This window comes from Marinifilum sp. (genome assembly GCF_965230805.1).
Lineage (GTDB): Bacteria > Bacteroidota > Bacteroidia > Bacteroidales > Marinifilaceae > Marinifilum.
On the sequence record NZ_OZ246019.1, the window covers coordinates 1,564,017 to 1,583,657 of the forward strand.

Genomic DNA, 19,641 nt, shown 5'->3' on the forward strand with positions numbered 1-19,641 from the left:
CCATCCGACAAATAGAAAAAAATCATAAACAGGAATAAATTATTTACCTCGAACTCACGTTAGTTATTCAAGCATTTTTCGCCACAAATTGGCAATACTTTTAAAAACTTTAGGTCTGTTTTGATTTTGGTTCGAGAAAGTATCCTTAAAACTTTTTCCAAAACGTTTTGATGCAAACAGAACCGTGCCATCGTTTAAAGTGAGCTGCAACTCCTTGTGATTGTATCGTAAAATATATTCCTGATTTACCAGCAAAGAATTACTAATTGGATAGAAATTATAATCCATCATCAGCATTTCTTTATAATATCCCAAGTTACGAGTAGTAGTCAATCTATCGCCATTATTCAGATAAACGTAAGCAACAACACCGTCGGCTTCCAGATATTTTATCTCGTCAACATTTACAAACTCAACAATTCCGTTGTGCAAGTGCAATGCAATCTTATTGGTTTTGTTCAAATTATCGCCTCCTACTCTATCCAGTAAGAGTTTAATTTGACGATTAAAATATTGAGTTTTCAGTTTATCGGTTGCTTTATTCACAGCATGAATAAGATCAGTATCATCTAATGGCTTGTAAAGAAAATCGAGAGCTGAATATTTAATGGCACGCAAAGTAAATTCCTTTGCACTCTCACCAGTAATAAAGATAATCTCGAAATCGATTTTCCCTTCATCAGATAATCGTCGCAAGAGATCAAAACCTGTTCCTTTCGGCAACTGAATATCGAGAAAAATAATATCAAAATGTCGAGAAATAATATTATCGTAAGCTTCTTGAATACTAAAAGCTTGCTGAATATCCTTTATTGCTGGGCATAATTTTTCTATTCTTTGTCTGATATAGTCTGATGTATCTTTAACATCCTCAACTACTAATGCTGTGTAAACTTCTTGCATAACCAATTAGTTTAAAAATTTTACTCGAACCTCTGTCCCCTCTTCCGAATCAACATACTCAATATTTATTTGGTAATCGAGATCGTTCAGAATCTCAATCTTTTTATTAATCAGTTCCAGTCCTCTCGACTGATATAGTTTTATCGATTCTTTTTTCATTTCCTGAGATTTGGCACGACCAATTCCATCGTCTTTTATCAAACACTCTACCCCTTCGTTCAATTCTAAAAACTGCACTTGCAAAAATCCTTTTTTTTCCATAGGCTCTAAACCATGCTTAATTGCATTTTCTACCAAAGGCTGTATTATCATAGGAGGTATAGTTCTGTTTAAAATGGCATCGGAACAAATGTCAATGGCAAAATCGAATTTTTCATTACCATGTTTTACTTTCTCCAATTCGATGTACATTTTCAGCAATTCAATCTCCTCTTTTACACTAATTTCGCTACTCACAGAAGATCCCAAAAGTACTTTGGAAGATTTTATAGATGCTTCCATATAGGAACGTATCAATCGTGAAAACTTAATGAGGTATTCATTTGCCTTTTCCTGCTTGTGCAAACTGATTAGGTTCTGTACTGAAGAAAGGATATTGAAAATAAAATGTGGATTTAATTGTGCTTGCAGGGTAGCAATTTCGAGCAACTTGATCTTTCTTTCACGATCGATCATTTTTAATTTGATATGGAAACGGGAATGCACGAAAAAGCCCAGTATCAGAACCAAAAATAAAAAGCCAAAAAAGGCATGCTGGTAAAAACGAGGCTCTTTGTAGAAAGGGTTAGAAACCATTAACCTGATCGAGTCCTCTTTGTAACTGATAATATTTGGATTGCCACCTGCACGTGCCATTACATGAAAGTGATATTTGCCTGATGATAAATTCCTGTAATTTGCATAGGTTTTGGTGGTCCATTCGCTCCAATCCTCATCTACACCACTTAATTTATATCTAAAAACTGGTTTTGTAGGTAAACCGAAGCCTACTGTTTCGAAAGAAAAATCCAACTCGTTTTGCCCTTTCTCAAGTTTTATTATGGGTCGATCAAGCGAATCGGTATACCGAATACCAATATCATTTAGGGTGGAGATTCTAACATTATAAAATTCGGGCTCGAAATCAATTTTCTCTAAATCGAGTACCGATGTACTTGTTGTTGAAGGAATAAACAAGCGGCTTCCATCCAGCATAAAGCCATTCTGACAAACCTCTTCGGACAAGAAACCATTTCGGAAGTTGAAGAGGCGCATCCTGATCTCTCCCGACTGATAAAATGCCTTCAGGTCCATGACATAAATTTCCAGTGAGGTTCCAATAACCAGGTAGTTTTGATTGGGGATGATAATGCCGGTAATATTTGAATTGATAATGCCCTTATCAACCCTTTTACAATCGCGGCTGAGCTCATCGAAAAGCCAAAGTCCATCTTTCCCTCCCATCCAAATATTATTGCGGAAGTCGCGTTGAATAACAGTGGCTGCCCTCGACGGACATGATATTGCCTGGCTAAATTCCTTCTTCTTTCTATCCCATTTACAAAGGCTGGCTTTTGTGCCAATCCAGATGTTACCATCGCTATCAAACTCTAATGCAGAAGGATGGGATGTCACAAAATTTTTCGTGCTATCGTGCAGGTAAGTAATCTTTTCGTTCTCATCAATCAATCCTAATCCATGCATTTGTCCAAAAACAATCTGGCCCGATATGCTATCGTATTTGCTAATTAAGGAAATACCCGTATCAAATTTCCTGGTTTTCCTGTAATCATATTTTACAAGACCATAATGTGTCGGAAAATACAAGTTTCCCTCTCCATCTTTTGATGATCCATAGTAGTAATCAGTCTCTTTTCTGCCAAACTGCCCCGGGGCAATAATCTCTGTTTTCTTTTGGCTTTCCAGGTGGTATTTGTAGAGTGCTTCCTTATACACGGCACCATAAATTTCATTGTCACGCCCCTGAATTAAAGTCCAGACATCATTCATAAAGCTACGAGGATAATTCTTTACTGGACCATTAAATATTTGGTACAATCCATTATCCGATCCTGACCAAATATTATCATCCTCATCAAAAATTACAGGGTATGGTGCTTTGATAAAGTCGAGCTCCACCTTTTTCCCTGTGTTTGTCAGACTATCGATTAGGTAGTAGGAATAATCATTAAAATGAACATACCTTTTTACAGGTAGTGATTTAACGCTTATACTATCAACTATATTATTGGTTTTATAAATGGTGAAATACTCCTCTTTTGTTTCCGGATTGATCCATTTTAAATTGCTGTCATAATACTCGATAAACACCAATTGATCGCCCAAAGAGTTAACTGCGATATCATCTGCTTTTGTTTGAAAGTTGACTGTTTCAATTTTACCATTACAGATACTAATGATCTTATTTTGATCCTTCACACCAAGATACAACTTCCCTTCCTTCTTGCTCCAGGCAATGGAATTCATTATAGCGGGAATATCTTTTTTGTAATGATAGCTTTGTAAGGCCAGGGTATCCCTGTAATGTACCAAAGAATCCGGCGATAAAACCCAATATTCACGATCATCAGCCAATCGAACCGCCGACTGATACCTGAACTTAGTCATCAACTTCATTTCTTGTCCGTCGTAACGAAAAAGCTCATCGTAGGTTTGTACATATACCCTGCTGCGCTCATCGCTGTAAAGGTTGTAGATTCTTTTTTTAGAAAGGAAATGTTCGAACATTTCACCATTGAACTTTACCAGTCCCGACTTGGTACCTGCCCAAATGTAACCTGTTTTATCCTGATGCACTGCCATCACCTGTATTTGTGGCAAACCATCGTGAGTTGTGTAATTAATATACGGACGCTGCTGCCCCAATACCACGAGGTTTATACAGGTTAATATCAATACAAAACAGAAGTGTCTCATTTAAGTGTGAACAGATGGGTTTGGGAATAACATGCTCAAGATAAGAAATCTATCCCGAAATCTGATTTACGAGATAACAAGTGAGCAAATAGCATAACAAGTGGACTTGAACAATTAGCAATGAGTAATTAATAATTAACTATTAACTACCAATTTCCCACTTATTATCAAATTCTCCCACTTATTATTTTTTGCTATTTCCTCTGCTTCGATCAAGTTATTTTAGTTACAAATTATAAAATCCAATAAAACCGTAAACATGAAAAAATCTCTACTCTTAAGCGTAATTATTGTAACAATTTCTTTTGTTTCTCAGGCTCAGCAAAAGGTGTTACTCCAACATGCAGGAACTCCAAGTCTGCACACTACAATTTCCGATGCAATTTCGGCAGCAGTAGCCAACGACACCATCTATATTCCAGGTTTTACCTATAATGAAAGTATTACCATTGATAAGAAACTTACCATTATTGGAGCAGGACATTATCAGGATTCTACATCGGCATCGGGTATGACTCAGATTAAGGGATCAATCAATTTTAACACGGGTTGCGACCAGACTAAGGTAGAAGGAGTTTATCTCAGTAGTTCTGTAAACACAAGCAGTCAAACGATTAATGAAATCAAATTAATCAGATCACGAATTGGTGGATTGGTTTCACTAACAGGCACAATCGACGGATTTACAATCTCAGAATGTGTTCTTATTGGTGGAATCAATTCAACTTCGAATGGAACTGCAACAAATATTCTTGTTGAAAATTCTATTGTCCAGGGAAACATCAGGTATTTTAGAAACACCTCAAAAGTGCAACATTGTGTACTGCTGGTTAAGAATAGTGGAAGTTCCACAGCAGGACATAATTTCTACAGTTGTGAAGGAATGAATATCAATTCCAATGTAATTCTCGATCAGTACGCGAGCATCCCTAACACTTGCACTTTCACAAACAATTTGTTCCGAGTAAATTATGCTACTCATATGGATGTGGATGATACCAATAACATCTTCGATCAGGACATCACAAGCATTTTTGAACATCTTGAAACCGATCAGGAATACAAGTTTCATTTTGGAAACGATTATCATCTGCAATCTTCATCGCCAGGTGTAGGTGCAGCTTCTGACGGCACCAACATTGGAATCTACGGAAGTGCAATTCCATATAAAGCATCTGCAGTACCATCTAATCCACATTTTTTTAAGGTGAACATTGCCACCGAAAATGATGCGGATGGCAAACTAAGTGTAGAACTAGGTGTGCAGGCTCAAGAGCGCTAATTCCTTTACAGTCGATGTATCGAAACATCGAAAGATACCTTTTAAACAAATATGATAACATGGTATACAATGGAGGAAATTAGCATGAGAAAAATACTATATCTCTGCATTCTGTGGCTCATCACTCTGCCAGTGATGGCTCAGAATCAGATTAGAGAATATGAATATTGGATCGATGGTGATATTGCCAATCGTCAGCTTGTAGTATTGTCTTCTCCCTCAAGCGAAGTCAATATTAGCGAACTGCTGGATATCAACGCCCTGGTTGATGGTTTGCATTCGGTAGAAATTCGGTTCAAAGATTCAAATAATGCCTGGAGCAGTGTTGTTAACAAGCAATTTGTAAAAAGAACTGCAAGTACAGCATCGCATCAACTTTCCAAAATGGAATATTGGTTTGATAACGACATTGCAAATGCAGTAACAACAAGCTTTACACCAACGGATCAATTGAATCATAGCGAACTGATCGATTTATCGTCGCTAAGTGATGGAGTACACCTGCTTAGTTACAGGATTCAAGATGAAAGCAAAGCTTGGTCGTCGGTTGTTTCCAAACAGTTTATCAAGCGCGAAGCAATTACCACTGCTCAACAACTAAATACAATCCAATATTGGTTCGATAATGACATTGAAAATTCAGTAACAAGCACTTTTGTTGCAACAGACGAATTGAATCATTCCGAACTGATTGATTTAACAGGCCTAAGTGATGGGATTCATTTGATAAGTTATCGAATTAAAGCCGGGTCGAATACCTGGAGTACTGTTGTTTCCAAACAATTTATCAAACGAGAAGGAAATACACAGGCACGTCAACTTACAAAAGTACAGTACTGGTTCGATAATGATATCGAAAATGTGGTAAGCAACAATATTGCTTCCACAGATCGATTAGACATGAATGAACTAATTGATTTAGCCGATTTAACAGAAGGATTACACACGATCCATGCCCGTGTTATGGACGAAAGCAACATTTGGTCTACGGTGGTGAGCAAGCAATTTGTAAAACGTCCTGCGCTGATAGCTGCAAAGCTTCAACAATATAGGTACTGGCTCAACGATGATATTAAAAATGCGGAATTGATAAATATTGATCCGCTTACCGAACAGTTTTCAGTCAATGAAATGGTGGATATCTTATCCATCCCTCCCGGAGCGGATCAAAGCATTTGCTACCAGTTTAAAGATGATCAGGGCAATTGGAGTGTACCAGTGAGCCAAACCATTAACCGAATAGCTGTTGTTAAAGCAAGCTTTACCGCCGACATTACAGAGCACTGCGGACCAACAACGGTTCAGTTCACCAACAATTCTACCGATGGTGAAACTTACCAGTGGGATTTCGGCGATGGCAATACAAGTACAGAAGAAAATCCAAATCACACATATGAAGCATCCGGTTCGTTTACCGTTTCGTTAACCACTACAAACGACACTTATTCCAAATCGGATGTTTCTACTATGACCGATTTTATTACCATACATACAATCCCAACAGTTGATTTAGGCGCTGATATTCAAATATGCGAAGGCAGCGAACATACCTTTAGTATTGCTAATAGTTTTGAGCAGTACTTCTGGAACGATGCAAGCGGAAGCAACGAATTCACAACCGGCATAGCAGGTGATTACACGCTACGTGTAGTAGATGCCAATGGCTGCGAGGCCAGCGACCTTGCCAACTTGTCCTTCTTTACTACCCCAACAGTCGATTTGGGTGCTGATATTCAAATCTGCGAAGGCAGTGAACATACTTTTAGCGTTGAAGACAACTTTGTTCAGTACTTCTGGAACGATGTAGAAGGAAGCAATGAGTTTACAGGCTCGACCGAAGGCAATATTACCCTTCGAGTGGTGGATGCCAATGCTTGCGAAGCCAGCGATATGGTGAACCTTTCCTTCTTTCCTGCTCCCACAGTTAATTTGGGTGCCGATATTCAAATCTGCGAAGGCAGTGAACATACCTTTAGCGTTGAAGACAACTTTATTCAATACTTCTGGAACGATGTGGAAGGCAGCAATGAACTGATTGCAAATGCTGAAGGAAATTACACTCTGCGAGTAGTAGATGCCAATGGCTGCGAGGCCAGCGATGTGGTGAACTTATCATTCTTTTCTTCTCCAACAGTTAATTTGGGTAATGATATTCAAATCTGCGAAGGCAACGAACATACATTTAGCGTTGAAGACAACTTTGTTCAATACTTCTGGAATGATATAGAAGGTAGCAATGAACTCATTGCTAATGTTGAAGGTAATTATGCCCTAAGAGTTATTGATGCAAATGGATGCGAAGCTACTGATGCGGTTAACCTTTCGTTCTTCACAAATCCTATTATTGACTTAGGTGATGATGTAGCCATTTGCGATGGGGATGAACACACATTTAGTGTAGAAGACAATTTCGCTCAATACTTCTGGAATGATTTGGAAGGAAGCAATGAACTGATAGCAGACACCGAAGGGAATTACACCCTTCATGTAATAGATGCAAATGGTTGTGAAGCCAGCGATCAGGCCACACTTAGTATTAACGATCTGCCAATCGTTGATTTAGGTGATGACCAAACAGCTTGCAAAGGCGAAGAAATAGTTTTATCAGTTGAGGACAACCACTCTAAATATTTCTGGAATAACACAGAAGGATCGAGCCAGATAACGGTAACTGCTAATGGAGATTATCAATTGAGGGTAGTAGATAATAATGGATGTGAAGCTAATGATGCAGTTACCGTTACTTTTCTGGATGTTCCGGATATTGATCTGGGTAACGATGTGGATGTTTGTGAAGGAGAAACTTTCTCGTTCAATGTATCAGATCAATATGCCCAATACTTCTGGAACGATGTGGAAGGAAACCATACTTTCGATGTGTCTGCCACTGGAACATACACGCTAAGAGTGGTGGCCGATAATGGCTGTTCGGCAAGCGATGAAGCCAGTGTAACTTTCCAGGATTTACCTGTACAACCTGTGGTAAGCTATTTAGATGGTATTCTTTCCTCTAGCTATGAAGAGGAATACCAGTGGTACCTGAATAATGAAATTTTAAGTGGGCAAACTTCGCAGGAATTTACTCCTGAGCAGGATGGTAATTACTCGGTGGAAGTTTGGAGTCAATATGGCTGTAAATCGGAACGGTCTGAAAAAGTTGAAGTTATCCTTGTAGGCATTGAAGATTTAATCAAAGAAAACATCAGTATATATCCAAACCCAACCAAGGGTAAAGTGGTTATTGATTTAAGTAAAAACTTCGATTACAATACCGATATTCAATTGAAATTATTCGATGCAAGTGGTAAACTAATTATTCAACAGAAATTAAACCCTATAACCACAATTGACTTAAGTTCGTACTCGGCCGGTCTGTACTTTATTCACTTTATAAACCAGAGCGAAATCCTAAGCTTTAAAATCATTAGGCAATAGCTAGTAGTAGTACATTTTAAGTTAGCTCGAAAGGAATCTGTTGTTTAGTGACAGGTTCCTTTCTTTTTAAATTCAATTCCTATGGGGTTCTTATCCTTAGTACTCCAAACCCCTTGCCCTTATACGGAAGAACAATCGAACCTTATAAGGAAGGACAATCAATCCTTATAAGGAAGAACAATCGAACCTTATAAGGATAAGGTGTAGGTAGAATACAGATATGATTTTTGCGTTAAACTTTTAGGGGCTAATCATTGTTTATAGAAAAGTAGTTTTCAAAATGCAATAATATAATTACCTTAAAGTAAACCTTAAAATGCTCATATGAATCCGACACAATATATCGATGGCCGTTACCTCTACTTCGCCTTTCTGGCTGGTGCCAATAAGTTGATTAAAAACCTGAATGAGCTGAATCGCATAAATGTGTACCCAGTTGCCGATAAAGATACGGGTAGCAATATGGCTTCTACCATGCGATCGGTAATGGATCGCATATCACCTAATGTTTCCTATAAACTAATGGTTGATCAGATTGCAGAAGCGGCACAAGTGGGTGCAAGGGGGAATTCAGGAATCATTATGGCTCAGTTTCTATTCGGATTAAGTTGTGAAACATCGCAGAAGAAAAGCATCAGTTTCCTGGAGTTTGTAGAGAGCATTCAGTCTTCCATTCCCTACATGTATGAATCTATCGGCAATCCGGTTGAAGGAACCATGCTCACGGTAATCAAAGACTGGTCGGATTTTCTCTATTCGAAACGAAAGCAGCTCGAAGAGTTCAAACAAGTGCTGAACGAGTCGATGCAGGTATTGGATACATCACTTAAAAAAACAACAGATCAGCTGGCTGTTTTAAAAAAGCACAATATTGTTGATGCTGGTGCCAAAGGTTTTGTGGTATTTATCGAAGGAGTTATGGATTTTGTAAATCATGGCATTATTGATAGAATAAAAGCACCTAAGCTCATCCCTTCGCTAAGCGAATCCTTCGATCATCTTGAAGATTTAAACTACAGGTATTGCACCGAAGCAATCATAAAGAATTCCACCCGATCACTATCTGAAATAAAAGGTGTTTTAAACAATCATGGCGATTCCATTGTAGTTAACGGAGGAAAGAGTAGCTGTAGAATTCATGTGCATACCAATAAGCCTTCCGAACTTTTTCACAACTTGGAGAGCTTTGCCACCATTACAGCACCCAAGGTGGATGATATGATCAAACAGAGTGAAATCAGTAAGAACCAGAAATGGAAAATAGGGATTGTTACCGATTCAACTTGTGATTTGTCTCAGGAACTCATCGATTTCTACCAAGTGAATGTAATGCCTATGCACCTGGCATTCGGCGACAGCCAATACCTTGATGGGGTAACTTTAAAAGCCAAAGAGTTTTATGAGCTTTTAGATCAATCGGAACATTTTCCGAAAACTTCTCAAATCAATGAATATAGTTTTGTAAACACCTACTCTCAAATGGCTCAAAACTACGATGCCATTATCTCCATTCACCTTTCTGAGAAATTTAGTGGAACCTTTAGAAGTGCTCAAAAAGCTGGGGAAAGGGTTCAAAAAGAATTGCACATTCCCATTCATGTAATCAATTCAAGAAATGTTTCCGGGGGATTAGGTCTGGCTGTTCTGCGTATCGCGAAAGCAATTGAGAAAGGAGAAAATATTAATACAATTCTTTCGAATGTAGATTCCTGGCTAAACAAAACCAAAATATTTGTAAGCGTAAAAAGTTTGAACGCTATGATTAAAGGAGGTCGTGTTCCTGCTGTCGTTGGGAAATTTGCCATGTTTTTACGAATCAATCCAATAGTATCACTAAACGAATTGGGCGAATCTAAATTGTTTGGACAGGCCATCGGACAGAAAGCGAATATCAATAAAGTAATTAAGCATGTACTAAAATTGCAGGAAGATCAGAAAATCTGGAATTATATTATTCTACATGCCAATAATTACGAGGTGGCACAAAAATATGGCAATCGTTTAAACATTCTCTTAGGCAAAGCTCCGGTTGAAGTAATCAACATTTCGCCTGTTATTGGTATGAATGCAGGCGAAGGTTCCGTTGCTGTTGCTTTTCAGTATGAATAAAATTCAAAGCGAAAACAAAATCAATAACTTATTTGTTTAAAAGGAGAACATTTAGCTAAAGAATTATGATTTTATATCTCAATGCAAGCATCTTGATTATCGTGTTGGTAACACTTCTGTGGATGTACAGTGTATCCATTAAAAATGTAAGTATCGTTGATATTTTCTGGGGTTTTGGCTTTGTGGTAATCGCAACCTATCTGTTTTTTACGACCGAAGCAATATCCTTGCGACAAATGATTTTATCGATCTTGGTTGCCATTTGGGGGTTGCGACTCACCATCCATTTATTCATAAGGAATGTGGGCAAACCTGAGGATTTCAGGTATCAAAAATTCAGGAAAGATTATGGTGCACATCGCTATTGGTGGTTCAGTTATTTTCAGGTTTTTCTTTTGCAGGGAATACTAATGCTGATGATTGCCTCTCCTCTGTTTGGGGTATTTATGGCAGAAGAAAATATTCCTTTAAATATGTTTGACTTTGTGGCTATTGCCATTTGGCTTATCGGTATTAGTTTCGAAGCCGGCGGAGATTATCAGCTAGCCAAGTTTAAAAGCCAAAAACAAAACAAGGATGAAGTGCTATCGAGCGGATTCTGGAAATATACCAGGCATCCTAATTATTTTGGTGATGCGGCAGTTTGGTGGAGTTATGCATTATTTGCCATAGCAGCCCAACAATATTGGTTTGTTTTGGGATCCATTTTAATGACATTTTTAATCATTAAAATCTCTGGTGTAGCCATGCTGGAAAAAAGTTTAAGCACCGATAAACCTGCCTACAAAGATTATAAAAAAAGAACCAGTGCATTCTTCCCTTGGTTCCCTAAAAAACAAGTACAATAAATCATTCTCGGCATGTATCTTACATCAAAACATATCAAATTACAATCTTATAACAAACATTATTTTTGTTTACAGTTTAAGACCTTACTTGTAGTACTCACATTTATTTTTCCCGTATCAGCAATGGCAAACAAATCCAAAGAATTACAAAAAGGCGATCAAATTCCTGCCTTTCAGCTCCAAAATCAGGATGGCAAAATGATCAATATCAAAGATTATATCGGCAAACAAAACCTTGTAATTTACTTCTACCCTAAGGATGACACTCCGGGTTGTACCAAGCAGGCTTGTACTTTTCGTGATCAATATGAAGATTTTAATGATTTAAATGCCGAAGTATTTGGCATTAGCAGTCAGTCGGTGAGCAGTCATAAAGAATTTGCAGAAAAGCACAGACTGAATTTTAATCTGCTTTGCGATGAGAATAATGAAATTCGCAAGTTATTTGGTGTTCCAACCAACTTTTTTGGTCTTTTGCCCGGAAGAGTTACCTATGTTGCTGACCGATCAGGTAAAATTGTTTATATCTTTAATTCACAATTCAGAGCAGAAGAACATATCGAACAAGCCAAAAACATTTTAAAACAACTCGAATGACATTTTGGAACTACGCACTTATCCTCTTAGCCTACTCATTGGGTTCTTTTCCTGCCGGATATATCTATACCAAAATTACAACAGGTAAAGACATTCGGAGTTTTGGCAGTGGCAATATCGGTTCAACCAATGTAAAAAGAATTGCGGGCAGTAAAATTTCAATGTACACCCAAATTACAGATATGCTGAAGGGTTTGATTCCTGTTTTACTTGTTATTCTTATTTACCGATATCAATTCCTAAATATTTCTCCTTTACTGATTTACTTTGTAGCATTGGCCGCAATACTAGGACACAACTTTAGTTTTGTATTGAAGTTTAAAGGTGGAAAAGGAGTAAATACCACACTGGGTGCATCAGTATTAATTGCACCTATTTCCGTACTCATTTCTGTTGCAGTTTATTTTATTGTGAAAAAGGGATTTAAGTTTGTATCCTTAGGATCGTTGGCAATTGCAGTTTGTTTGCCATTATCGGCATATATACTTGGGCACGAGCAAAATACCATACTTTATTTATTGGCATGTACCCTGCTTATATTTGTTAGGCATACTGCAAATATTAAAAGGCTCCTTAAAGGAACTGAATTGAGTTAGTTAAGTCCATTCTGCTATTTTCAAATGTTGTTGGGAGATTAATTTTTCAGAAAAATTAATGTCTTTCCCTAAAAAGTGGGAATCTTGTAGTCATTTCCCAATCAAGGGGTGACTATTTACATTTTGTAAGTTAGTCACCCCTTGATTTAACTGGAATTGATATCTTGCCTACTTCCAATATTTGCTTAACTTAAATCAAATTTCAAATCAGATAACAATGAACTTTGAGAAAGACTACCTATACCACATATATAACCAAGGCAACAATCGACAAAATATTTTCTTCAATAGAGACAATTATCTTCTTTTTCTTCGGAAAATGCAAAAGTACATCACTCCTTATTCTGATATTATTGCATGGTGCTTAATGCCTAATCATTTTCATATGATGATAAATGTTCGTGAAGTCAATATATCATTAAAGGACATAACTAATGGGAAAGTATTAAATCCTGAACAAGCTAAAATAGTTCGTAGCATAAACGATTCTATTGCAATTTTACTTCGATCCTATACACGAGCCATCAACAAAGCAGAAAATCGCAGCGGTTCCTTATTTCGAATGACAACCAAAGCAAATTGTCTAAATAAAATTGATAAAGTATCAGCAGCATGGTTCATACAAAATGGAATTACTCAGATTGATCTGTCGCCTAAAGATTATCCGAAAGTCTGTTTTGATTATATCCATCAAAATCCTGTTAAGGCTGGTCTAGTAACAAGGAGTACTGATTGGGAATTTTCTTCTGCAAAAGATTATGCTTCTATTAGAAATGGGAAACTTGTAAATAAAATTAAGGCAGAAGAGTTGGGGTTATTGGATTCTTTAGTCACTGGGTGACTGACTTACAAAATGTAAATAGTCACCCTTTGACTTAAAAAAAAAGACCTGCCCAAAACGAATCGAACAAGCCTTTTACTAGTGTAGTGGTTAATCACCGAATCTATTTTTCCAATTGTTCGGTAAGTTTCTTTATAACTTGTTTGGCATCCCCCACGATACCCAAATCAGCTACCTGGAAAATTGGAGCATCTTTATCTCTGTTCACAGCAATAATCAAATCTGATTCTTCCATACCTGCAACGTGTTGAATTGCTCCTGAAATCCCAAATGCGAAATACAAGTCGGGACGAACAGTTTTACCTGTTTGACCTACCTGACGTTCGTGTCCAATATAACCAGCATCAACCATTGCACGAGAAGCAGAAACTTCAGCATCCAATGCATCTGCCAATCCATCCATAGCTTCAAAGCCTTCTTTGTTACCGATTCCACGACCACCTGAAACCAAAATTCTTGCTTCAGTAATATCAATTAGGTCGGTATCTTCTTTCACAGTTTCCAACAACTTCACTTTAAACTTCTCGGTCTTGAATTTCACCTCGTAGTTTACCACTTCGCCAGTACGGCTTTCGTCGGCATCCATTGCGAACAATACACCCGGACGAACTGTACCCATTTGTGGGCGGTGGTTTTTACAAACGATGGTTGCCATTAGGTTACCACCGAAAGCCGGACGAGTCATTAGCAACTCTTTCTTTGCTCCAACTTCGATTTTGGTACAATCTGCAGTTAAACCAGTTGCTGCACGTGCCGATACTCTTGGTCCTAAATCGCGACCTAAAGTAGTTGCACCAATCAACATCGATTCTGGTTTTCTGTCTTCAATAATCTGGCAAATTGCCTGTGTATATGGTTCTGTAGTGTACTCTTTCAATTCAGGAGCATCAACAACAATTACCTCATCGGCACCACGAGCAATAAGGCTCTGTGCCTGGTCGGCAATATTGTGTCCCAATAACATTGCATACACTTTGTCGTTCAACTCATCAGCTAATTTTCTAGCCTGTCCTAACAACTCTAAAGCTACATTCTGAATAACACCTTCACGTTGTTCAATGAAAACGTAAATCCCTTTGTAATCTTCTAAATTCATGGCTATATATTAGTTAAGAATGAATTTCTCTTTTAATTTCTTGATGATGATTCCTACTGCCTCATCAGTCTCTACCTCGTACAATTCACCTGCTGGTTTTAAACCACGGGCAAATGCTTTGTGTACACTGGTTGGAGATCCTTTAAGTCCCAGATCTTTCTCATCAACTTCAATTTCGTTGAATCCCCAAACCTCAACTTCTTTCTGGTAAGCATCAACAATACCACCAACACTCATGTAACGTGGGTTGTTTGCCGACGAAAGAACAGTTACCACACATGGTGCTTCCACCTCTAGCATCTGGTATCCTTCTTCGATATGACGCTTCATGGTGAAAGTTTTGTCACCGTCGAATTTCAAATCTTCAAGGTATGATACCTGAGGCAAATCAAGATGTTCAGCAATCTGAGGGCCTACCTGAGCAGTGTCACCATCAATCGCTTGACGACCTGTGATCAACAAATCGAAATCGATCTTTCTTAAAGCACCTGCCAAAGCATGAGATGTAGCCAAAGTATCTGCTCCTGCAAATTTTCTGTCAGTCAAATGGATTGCACGATCAACACCCATAGCGAAGGCCTCACGAAGAATCAAATCAGCTTGAGGAGGTCCCATGGTAATTACAGTTACATGAGCCCCTTTTTCATCTTTTAATTGAAGTGCCATTTCCAAACCACTTTTATCATCAGGGTTCATAATACTTGGCACACCATCACGGATCAAAGTACCCGTTTTTGGATCTATTTTAATTTCGGTAGTATCCGGTACCTGCTTAATACAGACAACTATATTCATTTTTTTCTTTTTGAGTATCAAGTATTGAGATGTTAGTATCAAGAAAGATTACTATATCCATACCTAATGTGTGATACTTAAAATTCAATTATTTGTATTTCATATCAGTTAGAAGTACCGATCATGCAAAATCATTTGTCTTGATACTCGATACTTGTGTCTTGATACTTATTTTAACATATTCGCTGAAATCACCATTCTCTGAACTTCGGAAGTTCCTTCGTAGATCTCAGTGATCTTTGCATCACGCATCATACGCTCAACAGGATATTCTCTTGTATAACCGTATCCACCATGAAGCTGAACTGCTTTGTTGGTAACTTCCATTGCAGTTTCAGCAGCATAAAGCTTACACATTGCCGCATCAACCGAATAAGAAAACTTCTGATCTTTCTTGTTAGCCGCTTTGCGAACCAACATACGAGAAGCTTCGGTTTTGGTATTCATATCAGCCAACTGGAATTGTGTGTTCTGGAAACCTGAAATCGGACGACCGAACTGCTTTCTTTCCTTCACGTAGCGAACAGTTTCGTTGATTGCACCCTGAGCAATGCCCAATGCCTGAGCAGCAATACCAATACGACCACCATCCAAAGTTTTCATAGCAATACCGAATCCTTTGTTCAGTTTACCCAGCATGTTCTCTTTAGGAAGCACTACATTTTCGAAAATCAACTCACAAGTTGCCGAACCACGGATACCCATTTTCTTCTCTTTCTTCCCGATAGAGAAACCAGGTGTTCCTTTTTCTATGATAAAAGCAGAAATACCACGAGTTCCTTTCGACTTGTCAGTCATTGCAAAAATCACGTAAACGTGAGCAAATTCTGCATTGGTAATAAAAATCTTACTACCATTAATGATATAGTTATCACCGTCTTCAACAGCAGTAGTTTGCTGACCAGCAGCATCGGTACCTGCATTAGGCTCAGTCAGTCCAAAAGCACCAATCCACTCACCAGAAGCAAGTTTAGGCAGATATTTTTGTTTCTGAGCTTCGGTACCATTTTCCATTATAGGAGCAGCACATAGCGAAGTATGCGCAGATACAATAACACCTGTAGTAGCACAAACTGCCGATAATTCTTCAACAGCCATTGAGTACATTACATTGTTACCACCAGCACCACCATACTGCTTTGGAATTGGAATACCCATAATTCCAATCTTCGCCATTTTCTCTACTGTTTCGATAGGAAAACGTTCCTGCTCATCTACCTCAGCAGCCAAAGGCTTTACTTCTCTCTCAGCAAAATCTTTAATCATTTGCTGAAACAACACTTGTTCTTTTGTTAAGCTAAAATCCATTCTTTTATTTAGATCATAGATTTGAGAATCGAGATATGAGAAAAAACAATATCCGGACATGAGAGAAATCTCATATCTAACATCTCATACCTCCTATCTATTTACACGTTTTTTAATATAATTGCAGTACCCATACCACCACCAATACAAAGTGAAGCCAAACCGTACTCTTTACCGGTACGCTTCATTTCGTGAATCAAACTAACGGTAATACGTGTTCCTGATGCACCAATTGGGTGACCTAAAGCAATAGCTCCACCATTAACATTGCATCTTTCTTTAAAAAAATCCATGTCAACATTATGATCTTCGCACAATTGCTTCACAACTCCTAATGATTGAGCAGCAAAAGCTTCATTCAATTCAAGCACTTCCATTTGCTCTAATTTCATGTCAGCTTTATTCAAAACATTAGCTACAGCAGGAACAGGACCCATACCCATAATTGCAGGATCTACACCACCTTGTCCGGTAGCAACGATTTCTACTAATGGAGTAAAACCATGCTCTTTTACTGCCTCTTCAGATACAACCAATACAAAAGCAGCACCATCGTTAATCCCTGAAGCATTGCCAGCAGTTACAGTTCCATTCTTTCTTAAATGCAGGACGTAATCCACCTAATTTCTCTTCGCTGGTTCTTCTATTGATAAACTCATCAGCATCAAATACTATTGTTTCTCTGCGAGATTTGATCTCTACGGGAACAATTTCATTTTTGAAGTTCCCTGCATCCTGAGCTGCTGCAGCTTTTTGCTGGGATGCAAATGCAAATACATCTTGCTCTTCGCGAGTCAAGTTGTATTTCTCAGCAATGTTTTCTGCTGTAATACCCATGTGATATCCTTCAAAAGCATCAGTCAAACCATCAAATACCATGTGGTCAACTGCTTTTAAATCCATCATTTTGTGTCCTCCACGAACCTGACCTGGCATAACAAAACCTGAATTCGACATGTTTTCTGTACCACCAGCAAGAATCATGTTAGCTTCACCCGACTTGATGTTAGCATAAGCAAGGTTGATAGTCTTCATTCCAGAACCACAAATCATGTTGATTCCGTAAGCAGGAACTTCCTGTGGAATACCCGCTTTGATAGAAGCCTGACGAGCAACACCCTGACCTTGACCAGCCGAAAGAATGTTACCAACAATTACTTCGTCTAGTTTTGATGCTTCAACACCAGTTTCTTCAACAATATTTTTGATTACTGTAGCGGCTAAATCAGCAGCTTTAACAGGAGTTAATGTTCCTAAAAATTTCCCGATTGCAGTACGTTTTGCTGCAACAATATATACTTTGCTCATTTTTTTTAGATTTTGAGATTTGAGATTATAGATGTGAGATTTGAGAATTGTTTTATTTCTCTTTTCTGATATCTCATATCTATTATCTCATATCTAATTCTTTCTCATTTCAATTAAGTCTTCAGCAATAATCAGCTTTGCATCTGTTGCCTCCTGAATTTGCTCCAAAGTGAATAATGGATTGTACTCTTTAAGTAAAATACCTTCTTGCACCACTTCCAATACACCCATTTCTGTGATAATCAGATTTACCTGACCAGCAGCTGTAAGTGGCAAATTGCATTCCTTCAAGATTTTGTGGCGTCCTTTGGCGGTGTGTTCCATAGCAAGAATAACACGCTTGGCTCCAACAATAAGATCCATTGCTCCTCCCATACCAGGAGTTAATCTACCAGGAATTATCCAATTGGCGAGGTTACCTAGCTCATCAACCTGCAAAGCTCCAAGAATGGTAACATCAACATGACCACCTCTAATGATTCCAAAAGAAACAGAACTATCGAAACTGCTAGCTCCTTCTTTACAAGTGATGTATCCACCTCCTGCATTTACAAAATCAGGATCTTCTTCTCCTTCAGCAGGAGCAGCACCCATACCAAGCATTCCATTCTCTGATTGTAAAACCACATTTACATCAGATGAAACATAGTTAGGGATAATTGTAGGTAAACCGATTCCAAGATTTACCACATCGCCATCGTTTAATTCGAGAGCAGCTCTTTTAGCAATAACCTCTCTGATTTCTTTTTTATCCATGTTTTATTAGTTATTGGTCAGTTTGACTATATACTATCCATTCAATCTTCTGCTTAATTCCTGAGCAGCATAAGAAGCTACATCATCAGCATACTTGTTCATTCCGAAACCTGCATCGTAACCAAGTTCTTTTGCAAGTTCGTGAGAGATACGAGGACCTCCACAAATCAAGATTACCTTTTCACGTAATCCTTCTGCCTCCATTAGTTCCACTAATTCTGTAAGGTTTTTAATATGAACATCCTTTTGAGTTACCGTTTGTGATACCAAAAGAACATCAGCTTCAAACTCAATAGCTTTAGCAATAAATTCTTCATTTGGCACCTGGCTACCCATGTTCAAGGCTTCCATCATTTCATATCTTTCCAAGCCATAATGACCTGCAAATCCTTTCATATTCATAATTGCATCGATTCCCACTGTGTGTGCATCGGTACCTGTACTAGCACCAATTACTCGAATAGGACGACCAATATTTTCTTTTACAAAATCATCAGTTTCATGCATATCCATAGTAGTTGATTCTACTTTTGGTACATGAATACTGGTGTAATCAACAGTGTGATTACAATTTCCATAGCAATTGAAAAAAGTAAATCCTTCCATTAATTCCTGCACCATAACAACCTGTGGATTTTCAAAACCCATTTTACGCATCATCTGCTTGGCTGCTTCAATAGCTTCTTCACCTTTGGCAACAGGAAGAGTAAAACTAACCTGAGTTTTACCATCGTTCATGGTATCACCATAAGGTTTGATCTTGGTTAGATCTAACGTTTTATCAAAATCGTTGGAATCAGTTGAATAAAGACCTCCACTCATTTTTTTATCTTTTTTTAGATATGAGATTT

General features: G+C 38.1%; 16 protein-coding genes. 7 read left to right on the top strand and 9 right to left on the bottom strand.

The window, feature by feature from the left end; genetic code table 11:
- Positions 1-63: 63 nt before the first annotated feature.
- Together ACO05S_RS06150 and ACO05S_RS06155 are read right to left on the bottom strand one after the other, a co-directional pair.
- Entirely contained in the window at positions 64-903 is an 840-nt protein-coding gene (locus ACO05S_RS06150; protein ID WP_421920646.1) for a LytR/AlgR family response regulator transcription factor, read from the bottom strand.
- Between the two features lie 6 nt (positions 904-909).
- Positions 910-3,819, bottom strand: a complete 2,910-nt coding sequence (locus ACO05S_RS06155) for a histidine kinase (protein WP_421920647.1) — start codon at positions 3,817-3,819, stop codon at positions 910-912.
- A gap of 259 nt (positions 3,820-4,078) precedes the next feature.
- Here ACO05S_RS06155 and ACO05S_RS06160 point away from each other — a divergent pair, with 259 nt between their 5' ends.
- The 7 genes from ACO05S_RS06160 (at position 4,079) to ACO05S_RS06190 (ending at position 13,527) form a co-directional block, all read left to right on the top strand.
- Complete coding sequence (locus ACO05S_RS06160) at positions 4,079-5,101, top strand: hypothetical protein (protein WP_421920648.1); 1,023 nt, start codon at positions 4,079-4,081, stop codon at positions 5,099-5,101.
- An 84-nt stretch (positions 5,102-5,185) separates the two neighbouring features.
- A complete protein-coding gene (locus ACO05S_RS06165) occupies positions 5,186-8,536 on the top strand; it encodes a PKD domain-containing protein (RefSeq protein ID WP_421920649.1) in 3,351 nt (1,116 codons plus the stop codon).
- A 324-nt stretch (positions 8,537-8,860) separates the two neighbouring features.
- On the top strand, positions 8,861-10,645 hold the full coding sequence (locus ACO05S_RS06170) for a DegV family protein (RefSeq protein ID WP_421920650.1): 1,785 nt from the start codon (positions 8,861-8,863) through the stop codon (positions 10,643-10,645).
- A 65-nt stretch (positions 10,646-10,710) separates the two neighbouring features.
- Positions 10,711-11,493, top strand: coding sequence for a DUF1295 domain-containing protein (locus tag ACO05S_RS06175; protein ID WP_421920651.1), 783 nt, complete (start codon positions 10,711-10,713; stop codon positions 11,491-11,493).
- A 123-nt stretch (positions 11,494-11,616) separates the two neighbouring features.
- The gene (locus ACO05S_RS06180; RefSeq protein ID WP_421920652.1) at positions 11,617-12,090 is read left to right on the top strand and encodes a peroxiredoxin; all 474 of its coding nucleotides are present in this window, start codon (positions 11,617-11,619) and stop codon (positions 12,088-12,090) included.
- Complete coding sequence (gene plsY / locus ACO05S_RS06185) at positions 12,087-12,686, top strand: glycerol-3-phosphate 1-O-acyltransferase PlsY (protein WP_421920653.1); 600 nt, start codon at positions 12,087-12,089, stop codon at positions 12,684-12,686. Before ACO05S_RS06180 ends, plsY begins: the two co-directional genes overlap by 4 nt.
- 217 nt (positions 12,687-12,903) lie before the next feature.
- Complete coding sequence (locus ACO05S_RS06190) at positions 12,904-13,527, top strand: transposase (protein ID WP_421920654.1); 624 nt, start codon at positions 12,904-12,906, stop codon at positions 13,525-13,527.
- Positions 13,528-13,630: 103 nt separating this feature from the next.
- Here the strand turns inward: ACO05S_RS06190 and ACO05S_RS06195 are convergent, their stop codons facing one another.
- The 7 genes from ACO05S_RS06195 to ACO05S_RS06225 form a co-directional block, all read right to left on the bottom strand.
- On the bottom strand, positions 13,631-14,623 hold the full coding sequence (locus tag ACO05S_RS06195; RefSeq protein ID WP_421920655.1) for an electron transfer flavoprotein subunit alpha/FixB family protein: 993 nt from the start codon (positions 14,621-14,623) through the stop codon (positions 13,631-13,633).
- 9 nt (positions 14,624-14,632) lie between these two features.
- Positions 14,633-15,418, bottom strand: coding sequence for an electron transfer flavoprotein subunit beta/FixA family protein (locus ACO05S_RS06200; protein WP_421920656.1), 786 nt, complete (start codon positions 15,416-15,418; stop codon positions 14,633-14,635).
- Between the two features lie 168 nt (positions 15,419-15,586).
- Positions 15,587-16,726 (bottom strand): acyl-CoA dehydrogenase, encoded by a 1,140-nt coding sequence (locus ACO05S_RS06205; protein WP_421920657.1) that lies wholly within the window; start codon positions 16,724-16,726, stop codon positions 15,587-15,589.
- Positions 16,727-16,827: 101 nt separating this feature from the next.
- Entirely contained in the window at positions 16,828-17,346 is a 519-nt protein-coding gene (locus ACO05S_RS06210) for a thiolase family protein (protein WP_421920658.1), read from the bottom strand.
- Positions 17,282-18,034, bottom strand: coding sequence for a beta-ketoacyl synthase N-terminal-like domain-containing protein (locus ACO05S_RS06215; RefSeq protein ID WP_421920659.1), 753 nt, complete (start codon positions 18,032-18,034; stop codon positions 17,282-17,284). The genes ACO05S_RS06210 and ACO05S_RS06215 overlap by 65 nt, the downstream gene beginning before the upstream one ends.
- Positions 18,035-18,127: 93 nt before the next feature.
- Positions 18,128-18,790, bottom strand: a complete 663-nt coding sequence (locus tag ACO05S_RS06220; RefSeq protein WP_421920660.1) for a 3-oxoacid CoA-transferase subunit B — start codon at positions 18,788-18,790, stop codon at positions 18,128-18,130.
- A 33-nt stretch (positions 18,791-18,823) separates the two neighbouring features.
- Positions 18,824-19,612 carry an OAM dimerization domain-containing protein gene (locus ACO05S_RS06225; protein ID WP_421920661.1) on the bottom strand — a complete coding sequence of 263 codons (789 nt, stop codon included), beginning with the start codon at positions 19,610-19,612 and terminating at the stop codon, positions 18,824-18,826.
- Positions 19,613-19,641: the final 29 nt, after the last annotated feature.

Coding starts and splice junctions, on each gene's coding strand:
- ACO05S_RS06150 (WP_421920646.1), bottom strand. CDS start 903: ATGCAAGAAGTTTACACAGCATTAGTAGTTGAGGATGTTAAAGATACA.
- ACO05S_RS06155 (WP_421920647.1), bottom strand. CDS start 3,819: ATGAGACACTTCTGTTTTGTATTGATATTAACCTGTATAAACCTCGTG.
- ACO05S_RS06160 (WP_421920648.1), top strand. CDS start 4,079: ATGAAAAAATCTCTACTCTTAAGCGTAATTATTGTAACAATTTCTTTT.
- ACO05S_RS06165 (WP_421920649.1), top strand. CDS start 5,186: ATGAGAAAAATACTATATCTCTGCATTCTGTGGCTCATCACTCTGCCA.
- ACO05S_RS06170 (WP_421920650.1), top strand. CDS start 8,861: ATGAATCCGACACAATATATCGATGGCCGTTACCTCTACTTCGCCTTT.
- ACO05S_RS06175 (WP_421920651.1), top strand. CDS start 10,711: ATGATTTTATATCTCAATGCAAGCATCTTGATTATCGTGTTGGTAACA.
- ACO05S_RS06180 (WP_421920652.1), top strand. CDS start 11,617: ATGGCAAACAAATCCAAAGAATTACAAAAAGGCGATCAAATTCCTGCC.
- plsY (WP_421920653.1), top strand. CDS start 12,087: ATGACATTTTGGAACTACGCACTTATCCTCTTAGCCTACTCATTGGGT.
- ACO05S_RS06190 (WP_421920654.1), top strand. CDS start 12,904: ATGAACTTTGAGAAAGACTACCTATACCACATATATAACCAAGGCAAC.
- ACO05S_RS06195 (WP_421920655.1), bottom strand. CDS start 14,623: ATGAATTTAGAAGATTACAAAGGGATTTACGTTTTCATTGAACAACGT.
- ACO05S_RS06200 (WP_421920656.1), bottom strand. CDS start 15,418: ATGAATATAGTTGTCTGTATTAAGCAGGTACCGGATACTACCGAAATT.
- ACO05S_RS06205 (WP_421920657.1), bottom strand. CDS start 16,726: ATGGATTTTAGCTTAACAAAAGAACAAGTGTTGTTTCAGCAAATGATT.
- ACO05S_RS06215 (WP_421920659.1), bottom strand. CDS start 18,034: ATGAGCAAAGTATATATTGTTGCAGCAAAACGTACTGCAATCGGGAAA.
- ACO05S_RS06220 (WP_421920660.1), bottom strand. CDS start 18,790: ATGGATAAAAAAGAAATCAGAGAGGTTATTGCTAAAAGAGCTGCTCTC.
- ACO05S_RS06225 (WP_421920661.1), bottom strand. CDS start 19,612: ATGAGTGGAGGTCTTTATTCAACTGATTCCAACGATTTTGATAAAACG.